This is a genomic window from uncultured Eudoraea sp., from assembly GCF_947258525.1.
Lineage (GTDB): Bacteria > Bacteroidota > Bacteroidia > Flavobacteriales > Flavobacteriaceae > Eudoraea.
This window is the reverse complement of record NZ_CAMYIP010000167.1, coordinates 12,261-19,846: the sequence shown is the minus strand read 5'-3', so window position 1 is coordinate 19,846 and position 7,586 is coordinate 12,261. Positions and strand designations below refer to the sequence as shown.

The 7,586-nt window shown below is 38.1% G+C and carries 10 protein-coding genes; 2 read left to right on the top strand and 8 right to left on the bottom strand.

The window, feature by feature from the left end:
• Positions 1–268 precede the first annotated feature (268 nt).
• Genes treF through Q0X89_RS12755 form a run of 3 tightly spaced genes read right to left on the bottom strand, consistent with a single transcriptional unit; the run spans position 269 to position 2,916 of the window.
• Positions 269–1,879 carry an alpha,alpha-trehalase TreF gene (gene treF / locus Q0X89_RS12765; protein ID WP_297694772.1) on the bottom strand — a complete coding sequence of 537 codons (1,611 nt, stop codon included), beginning with the start codon at positions 1,877–1,879 and terminating at the stop codon, positions 269–271.
• 55 nt (positions 1,880–1,934) lie between these two features.
• The gene (locus tag Q0X89_RS12760) at positions 1,935–2,429 is read right to left on the bottom strand and encodes a nuclear transport factor 2 family protein (RefSeq protein WP_297694770.1); all 495 of its coding nucleotides are present in this window, start codon (positions 2,427–2,429) and stop codon (positions 1,935–1,937) included.
• On the bottom strand, positions 2,422–2,916 hold the full coding sequence (locus tag Q0X89_RS12755; RefSeq protein ID WP_297694768.1) for a hypothetical protein: 495 nt from the start codon (positions 2,914–2,916) through the stop codon (positions 2,422–2,424). The genes Q0X89_RS12760 and Q0X89_RS12755 overlap by 8 nt, the downstream gene beginning before the upstream one ends.
• A gap of 64 nt (positions 2,917–2,980) precedes the next feature.
• Between Q0X89_RS12755 and Q0X89_RS12750 the strand changes: the two genes are divergently transcribed.
• Entirely contained in the window at positions 2,981–3,931 is a 951-nt protein-coding gene (locus Q0X89_RS12750) for an NAD-dependent epimerase/dehydratase family protein (RefSeq protein WP_297694766.1), read from the top strand.
• A 76-nt stretch (positions 3,932–4,007) separates the two neighbouring features.
• Positions 4,008–4,706, top strand: a complete 699-nt coding sequence (locus Q0X89_RS12745; RefSeq protein WP_297694764.1) for a hypothetical protein — start codon at positions 4,008–4,010, stop codon at positions 4,704–4,706.
• 5 nt (positions 4,707–4,711) lie between these two features.
• Here Q0X89_RS12745 and moaC read toward each other — a convergent pair whose 3' ends face one another.
• From moaC to Q0X89_RS12720, 5 genes are all read right to left on the bottom strand, one after another.
• Positions 4,712–5,161: a cyclic pyranopterin monophosphate synthase MoaC gene (gene moaC / locus Q0X89_RS12740; RefSeq protein WP_297694762.1), complete on the bottom strand. Its 450-nt coding sequence runs from the start codon at positions 5,159–5,161 to the stop codon at positions 4,712–4,714.
• Positions 5,143–5,586, bottom strand: a complete 444-nt coding sequence (locus Q0X89_RS12735) for a molybdenum cofactor biosynthesis protein MoaE (RefSeq protein ID WP_297694761.1) — start codon at positions 5,584–5,586, stop codon at positions 5,143–5,145. Before Q0X89_RS12735 ends, moaC begins: the two co-directional genes overlap by 19 nt.
• Positions 5,587–5,680: 94 nt before the next feature.
• On the bottom strand, positions 5,681–6,724 hold the full coding sequence (locus tag Q0X89_RS12730) for an adenylate/guanylate cyclase domain-containing response regulator (protein WP_297694759.1): 1,044 nt from the start codon (positions 6,722–6,724) through the stop codon (positions 5,681–5,683).
• Positions 6,721–7,095 (bottom strand): response regulator, encoded by a 375-nt coding sequence (locus Q0X89_RS12725; protein WP_297694757.1) that lies wholly within the window; start codon positions 7,093–7,095, stop codon positions 6,721–6,723. Before Q0X89_RS12725 ends, Q0X89_RS12730 begins: the two co-directional genes overlap by 4 nt.
• Positions 7,096–7,276: 181 nt before the next feature.
• Positions 7,277–7,586: ATP-binding protein (locus tag Q0X89_RS12720; protein WP_297694755.1), on the bottom strand; the 310-nt coding region annotated here is incomplete at its 5' end.

Below are 7,586 nucleotides of genomic sequence, written 5' to 3'. Positions count from 1 at the left end.
CACTCGAATCCAGGAAAGCTGAATCTTCTGAAAAGCAGAACTAGGCAATCTTGCAAGAACAGCATTAAGGCGGGCAACTATTGCCTGCTTTTTTATTTCTATCAACCAAGTGGTTCTTAGTCTAATTTTCTTTAAGAGGAGATCAAAGTCTGCTTTTCTTCAGTGAATTTAATGAAGATTACTTTCTTATACGTCTTGAAAAAAACCTAAACTTTCACCAAAATTCAAATAAATTTGGAGAATGAAAATGGGCCAATATTAAATGTAACTATGGATTAACAGTTTCCAGAATCTGTTTCTTGGTTTCCATTTGTTCCATTAATGCCTTAAACCCTAATGCCACGCCGTTGGTCCAGCCAAATCCATCCTGAGTCTCATATTCACCTCCTCCGGAAAGTAAGCTCGTATCCTCAACATTATACTTTTCCATCATTTTCCCGGTGTTTTTGTAAACTCTTTCATTAATTGCCAGCCATCTTTTCATTATCTCCAAAGCTTCTTCTTCGTATCCATAGTTGAGCAAGCCATGTACAGTCATCCATTGTAAGGGTGCCCAACCGTTTGGGGCATCCCATTGTTGTCCTGAATTCTTTAATGTAGTAAGCAGCCCGCCATCTTTTAAAAAATCTGCAATTAATCTTTCTTTTACTGCTTCTGCCTGTTCCTTAGTAGCTATATTAAAGAACAAAGGATAAGTTGCTGCCAGAGTGAATTCATCCGTGTTTCTTTTCGTTTTAATTTCAAAATCCATATAAAACTGCACATCTTCATCCCAAAACGTTTTTTGAATCAACTCTTTACGTTTTAATGCCTTTTTATTGTATTTCAATTCAGATTCCTTATTCCCTTTTAAATTGTATCCCCTGGCTATTTGCTGCTCCATAAAATAAAGCAGGCAGTTCAGGTCTACTGGCAACAGATTTGCGGTATTTGTTGATTCAAATGAATCTTCCTCGGCATACCATCGGCTGCTAAAATCCCAGCCGGAAGTGGCCCCGGCTCTTAAATTAACATATAGATCTGTTTTTTCCTTCTCGGTTGCCAGGTCTGCCGCCAAATGAAGATCTTCTTTATAGCTCTCAGGGCGTGGTGTTACACTACTGTCCCAATAGCGATTAAGGAAGGAATCATCTCCTACTTTAACCACATATTTGTTTGCCTCATAGGGCTGCTTAACAGCATCTTTGCCAGCCATCCAAAAATCATATTCCTTCTCAATCATTGGTAAGTATTCCACCAAAACCAAACTGTCGTTGCGAGCTAATGCCGAAGCCATTAGCGCAAAAAATGGGGGTTGCGAACGACTTAAATAATAATTCCTGGTTCCATTAGGGATAAAGCCCAGTGTATCTATTAAATAGGCAAAATTATCAACCATGTTCCTGGCTATTTGCTCCTTATTATCTACCAGCAAACCTTCCATAGTGAAATAACTATCCCAGTAATAAATTTCCTTAAATCTGCCCCCAGGCACAATATATTCATACGGCAGGGATATCCTTGAAGAATATGGAACCACAGAATCCGGTCCCCTGGTTAATTTATCCCAGATACTACTAATATGCTCATACATAGTATGGGTTGTATCTGTTTCAAAGGTTAATGAGGCCGTAGACTTATCGCTAAAATTTTCTTTTACAAACGCTTCAAGATCAAAATTCTCATCTTGTTTTTCCTTCTCATATTTCTTGTTTAGTGCGTAGTAAGAATCTTTCGGAACAAGATCTACAAAAGTCTTGGAATCTTCAAATAAGCCTTGCATTTGCACATCTATAAATAATGGCGAGGCATAATAATCTATTTGCTGCTCCCTGGGTTCAGTTCTGCAACCCATTGATAAGACGAATAGAAAAATAAATGAGAGAAAGATTCTGTTCATTTTCATAGTATAATAATTTTCTAAATGATTAAATCATGTGTAATATCATATGGCACTAGCGGAGTTTTTTGTTTAACATAAACAGGCTATCCTTTTCTTTCTTCAATGTACTAACCTGATCTACATCTTCATTTGGAATAGTAATGGAAAGCACATAGTGTTTTATCCTCCATTTCCCATTTTCTTTGGAAAGCACACCAGACCCTCTGCAAATTTCCATCCGGGTATCCAACAATTCATCAAACCATGCAAAATTTCCTGATTTATCAACATAAATATTTCGTTCTATGGTTGTAAAACTCCAGGCTTTACCCCTATCAAAATAGGGTTTTGAAAATGCTCTGAAATCCTCATTTTGCCAATTTTCTGAAGCATCCGTTCCTATAAATACACCATCGTCCGCCAGAATCCCGAAATAAGTTCCATAATCCGCTTCAGATGCCGCCTTATGCCATTCATTAATCAATTCATTCAATTCCTCTTGGTTATCTTCCTGGGCAATCAAATGCCCTGTAAATAATATTAAGATAATCATTAACAACTTATTCATCTAAAATCATTTTTGTGTCCAAATTATAATTTACCATCACATTAAACTGATTGCGTAATCCATTAAAAGCATTGACCATTTCTATAGTCGGTTCTAAAGGATCCTTCCTGTATTCGAGGGTTGCCTTTACTTTTAAAATATAGGTTTTAAAGACTTTTTGTCGGCTTTTTACCTGTGGTTTATCAAAAATTTCCGGATAATTGGAAACCGCCAATGCATTTTGCTTTTCTATAAACTCATCAATTAACAGAATTAATTCCTCATTATTTTCAACAGCATAAAGTCCGTCAAAAGCCATATCCAAATCCTTAAATTCCGCCCATGTCTCCACCGCTTCACTTGCTCCGCTATTTAAAGCTGATTTTTTTGGCAGGTTCTGAACATCAAATTCTAACTTATCTGCCTCAACACTTTGTTCAGAACTTTGCTTATTGCCACAGGAGAATACAAGCAACGAAATTAACCCTAAGACAAACAATTTTCTCATAAGACGAATGTACAAATTTTAATAAAAGCTATCTTTACCAGGGAATTATATTTACCCTTCATCTATGCAGAAATCCATTCTTATTTTAGGAGCTTGCGGGCAGATTGGCACGGAACTAACCCTTGCCTTAAGAGAGCGTTACGGAAATGATCAGGTAGTTGCCAGTGATATTCGTGAAGGTAGCGAGAGTTTGATGAACTCCGGACCCTTTGAACTTCTCGATGCCACCAATTATGAAGCCATAGAAGATGTAGTGATGTATCATGAAATTGAGGAGGTATACTTAATGGCTGCTATGCTAAGTGCAACATCAGAGAAATTTCCTGAAAGAGCCTGGAATTTAAATATGAATTCGCTTTTCAATGTATTAAACCTGGCCAAAGAAAATAAAATTGAAAAAATATTCTGGCCTTCAAGCATAGCTGTATTTGGTCCAAACTCCCCAAAAGACAATACTCCTCAAAGCACTGTAATGGAACCTAGCACAGTTTACGGCATAAGCAAGCAGTCTGGTGAAAGATGGTGTTCCTATTACTACCATAAATTTGGGGTAGATATAAGAAGCGTGAGGTACCCGGGGTTGATTAGCTGGAAAACCTTACCCGGAGGAGGCACTACGGATTATGCTATCGAAATTTTTCACGAAGCCTTAAACAAGGGTAGCTATACTTGTTTCCTAAATGAGGATGCAAAACTTCCCATGATGTTTATGGACGATGCGATCAGGGCTACTATTAAACTTATGGATTGTGACCCGGGCCAACTAACTGTGAGATCTTCATACAATCTTTCGGCTATGAGTTTTTCTCCGGCTGATATAGGCGCTAGTATAAAAAAGCACATCCCAAATTTCAAAATATCCTATAGTCCTGATTTCAGACAAGAAATAGCAGAAACGTGGCCTCGAAGTATTGATGATACCAAAGCAAAAGAAGATTGGGGATGGGAACCGCAGTTTAACCTTGAGAATACTACTGCAGAAATGTTGAAAAATCTACCTTCCCAAAATTTTTAAGTCTTTTTACCATTTGTGACAGTTAAATCGTAACTGAGGAATTATCCGTATTTTTAAATCTATAAAAGCATCAATTATGAAATGGTTTATTCTCTTTTTTTCAATATTTTCTGTCATAAATGCGCAGGCGCAGATCCCGGCAGGTGTTTATCATGCGCATGACAGTTTAAGCGGGCTTACCCATGAACTAAAAATTGATAACACATATTTGATTCATACAATTTACGCTAAATCGCCGGCAGGATTTGTCAAGACAATAGGTGGTTTTTATAGCCTAGAGAATGATGTCTTAACAGTGAAACTTGAGTTTAATTCTGATTATGAGGAAGATACTACGACATCTGTAGAATTACCCGTGGAACTTGTTAAAGAAGGCCTGGTATTAGTTGGGGATCCCAATCTAAACTTTAAGAAAGATCCCGATTTTGAGCAGCAATTAGATGGTAAGTGGCTTTTTGCAACACGCGGGCCGGATGAAGGGCAGGAAAGGCGTGGAGAAAGTAATTCCCGAAAAACGATGAAGTTTTTATCGGATGGCCATTTTCAATGGATTGCCTATGATACTGAAACTTTCAAATTTTCCGGTACAGGAGGTGGCACTTACACTTCAAAGGATGGTGTTTATACAGAAAATATTGAGTTTTTTTCCCGTGATAATGCCAGGGTCGGCGCGCAACTCAATTTCACTTATGAAATTAAAGGCGATGACTGGCATCATAAAGGAAAAAACAGCAAGGGAGGGCCTATGTATGAGATATGGGCAGTAAGAAAATAATTATGTCAGGTATTTCTGATATCGGATTTACCCCCTGTTTTTTGCAATAATTTTATAGAACTTATTTCAACTCCTTTGTCTATTGGCTTAAGCATATCATACATATTCAGGGCTACTATACTTGCCCCGTGCATGGCTTCCACCTCCACACCTGTTTTGTAGTTGGTTTTTACAGTGATCAATATTTTGATCTGAAGTCCTTCCACTTCGTAATCAATGTCTGTATACTCAATAGGTAATGGATGACAGTCCGGCAAAAGATCTGAAGTCTTCTTTACACCTAATAATCCGGCAGCTTTACTCATAGCAAATACATCGCCTTTGGGCACTGTTTTATTCAAAATAGCCTCTATAGTATTTTTAGAACTAACATGAACAACTGCCTGGGCAACAGCAGTTCTAAGTGTACTTTTTTTATGTGTAATATCTACCATCCTTAGGTGTTTACTTTCCATTGGTACGAGTCATCCTCAAATAATTCCTTTCCAAAAACCGGAACCTGTTTTTTAATTTCCTCAACAACTTCATGCAACGCTTCAAACACCTCTTTTCGGTGAGGCGAGGAAACGAATACAAACAAGCAAATTTCACCCGCCTTTACAATCCCTGTGCTGTGGTAAATGTGCATGCAACTTAAGTCAAAGCGTTTAAATGCTGCCTCTCTGATCTCGTGAAATTTGAGGTTAGCCATTTCTTCATAAGCACTATACTCAATGGCCTCAACCTTTCTTCCTTCAATTTTGTCTGCTCTTACCTGTCCTAAAAAAATATCGTGGGCGCCAATCTGAGTCTTAGACTTGTGATTGGCAATGGATTTAGCAATAAACTCGGGCGTTATTGCTCCCTGTATAAACACGTTTTTCACCTTTGATTTTTCCATAAGGAATTTTGCTTTATGCTAAGGTAAAGAAGATTTTGTAAATTTAAATCAACAGCAATATCTGCCTTTAAACCCGTAGTTTTAAATTAATTTGTTACTCTAAAACTTCATACACAGTAACCGGGGCTGCTTTATTCTTCATATTAATGCTACCCACTTTTTTGCAATGAAAAGATTCCTTTACCCCCTCATAACAGCTCTCTGAAATAATGATTTGGTTTTCTCCGGCAGAATCCTGCAAACGTGCTGCAGTATTCACGGTATCCCCTATTACTGTATAGTCTAACCTTTTTAAACTCGATGAACCAATGTTCCCCGAGACCATCTCACCGCTTTTGATGCCGATAGATACTTGAGGAGTATAATTAGAGATGCCCTCTGGCTCAGGAAGGTCACTGATTTTCTGACGTACACCTAAAGCTGCATCAATGGCCCTGTCTAAATGATATTCCCCTCTAAAGACCGCCATAACGGCATCACCGATAAACTTGTCTACATAGCCCTGTTGGGCAATAATTTCTTTTACCATCACATCAAAGTAGGTATTGAGCATATTCACTACCACATCTGCCGGGGTGCTCTCACTGATTGCCGTAAAACCGCAAACATCTATGAACATCACCGTGGCTTCAATATTTTCATTGGCCATTATTGTAGATTCATATTCTTTACTACCCATAAAATTTAGTACGTTTTCGTCTACGTACATCTTTAAGATGTTGTTCTCTTTTATGGCCTTAAGTGTATCCTTTATTTGACGAACATGCTTTAAGGTTTTTTCCATGGTTATGGTCAGATCCTCAAAATTGATAGGTTTAGTTATAAAATCGAACGCCCCCCGGTTCATCGCAGTACGGATATTTTCCATGTCGCCATAGGCAGATACCATGACTGATTTTAGCAGCGGGTTTAATTCGTTTAATTTGGTCAGCAAGGTAAGGCCGTCCATTTCCGGCATATTAATATCGCTCAAAACCAGGTCCATGTTGGGATGGCTGTCCAGTTTCTCCAATGCATCGACCCCATTAATGGCAAACACAAATTCATATTCGTTTTGCCGTATTTGCTTACGGAATTTTTGTTTGATGAGTACTTCCAGATCCGTCTCATCATCCACTACCAGTATTTTTGACTTCATACTATGTTTAAGAGTTTATCTTTTAAAAGCTTAAAATCCAGTGGTTTAGTAAGAAAATCATCAGCACCCAAGCGTTTTGCACTATTTCGGTTTTCCTCGTCGCCATAAGCTGTGATCATCATTACCACGGGTGGTGGTTTCTCATAATTCGTTCTGATTTGTTCCAATAAGTCCAAACCACTCATTCCCGGCATGTTAATATCCGATAAGATAAGAACGGCTTTCTGTTCCATTGAATTTAAGGTTGTTATGGCTTCTTCGCCCGAAAAGGCAAATACAAAGTGGAGCGCTCCACTCTTAATCTCTTTTCTAAAACGCTGCTGGAAAAGTAATTGTACATCACGTTCGTCGTCTACTACTAATATTTTCATATTCTTTACTTTTAAGTTACCATAATTAAATTAACCAATTGATAATTTTATGGTAAATGTTGTTTCTCTCTTCACCCAATCTTTTGCATGCAAGCCTTCTAAATATTTTGTTTCCACTTTCGTCCGGATAGCTTCTCCTTCGTAATACTATGGAGAAGGAGCTATCTGGGCTCCACCAGACCTATGCCGGCAAAATAACAGTAAATTCGGTGCCTTCATTTTCCTTCGTTTTAACATTGAGTTCACCGCCATGTGCTTTTATAATATCATAAGATAGGGATAATCCCAATCCCGTTCCCTGACCGGTTGGCTTAGTTGTAAAGAAAGGTTGAAATATTTTGTCCAATACTTTTTTTGGTATTCCATTGCCGTTGTCTTTTACCGAAATCAAAACCTGTTCACCCTTCTTTTTAGTACTGACTGAAACGATGGGTTCATAACCTTCAGGTTGTTTTTGTTTTCTCTCAGATACGACATTTCGACTGCGCTCA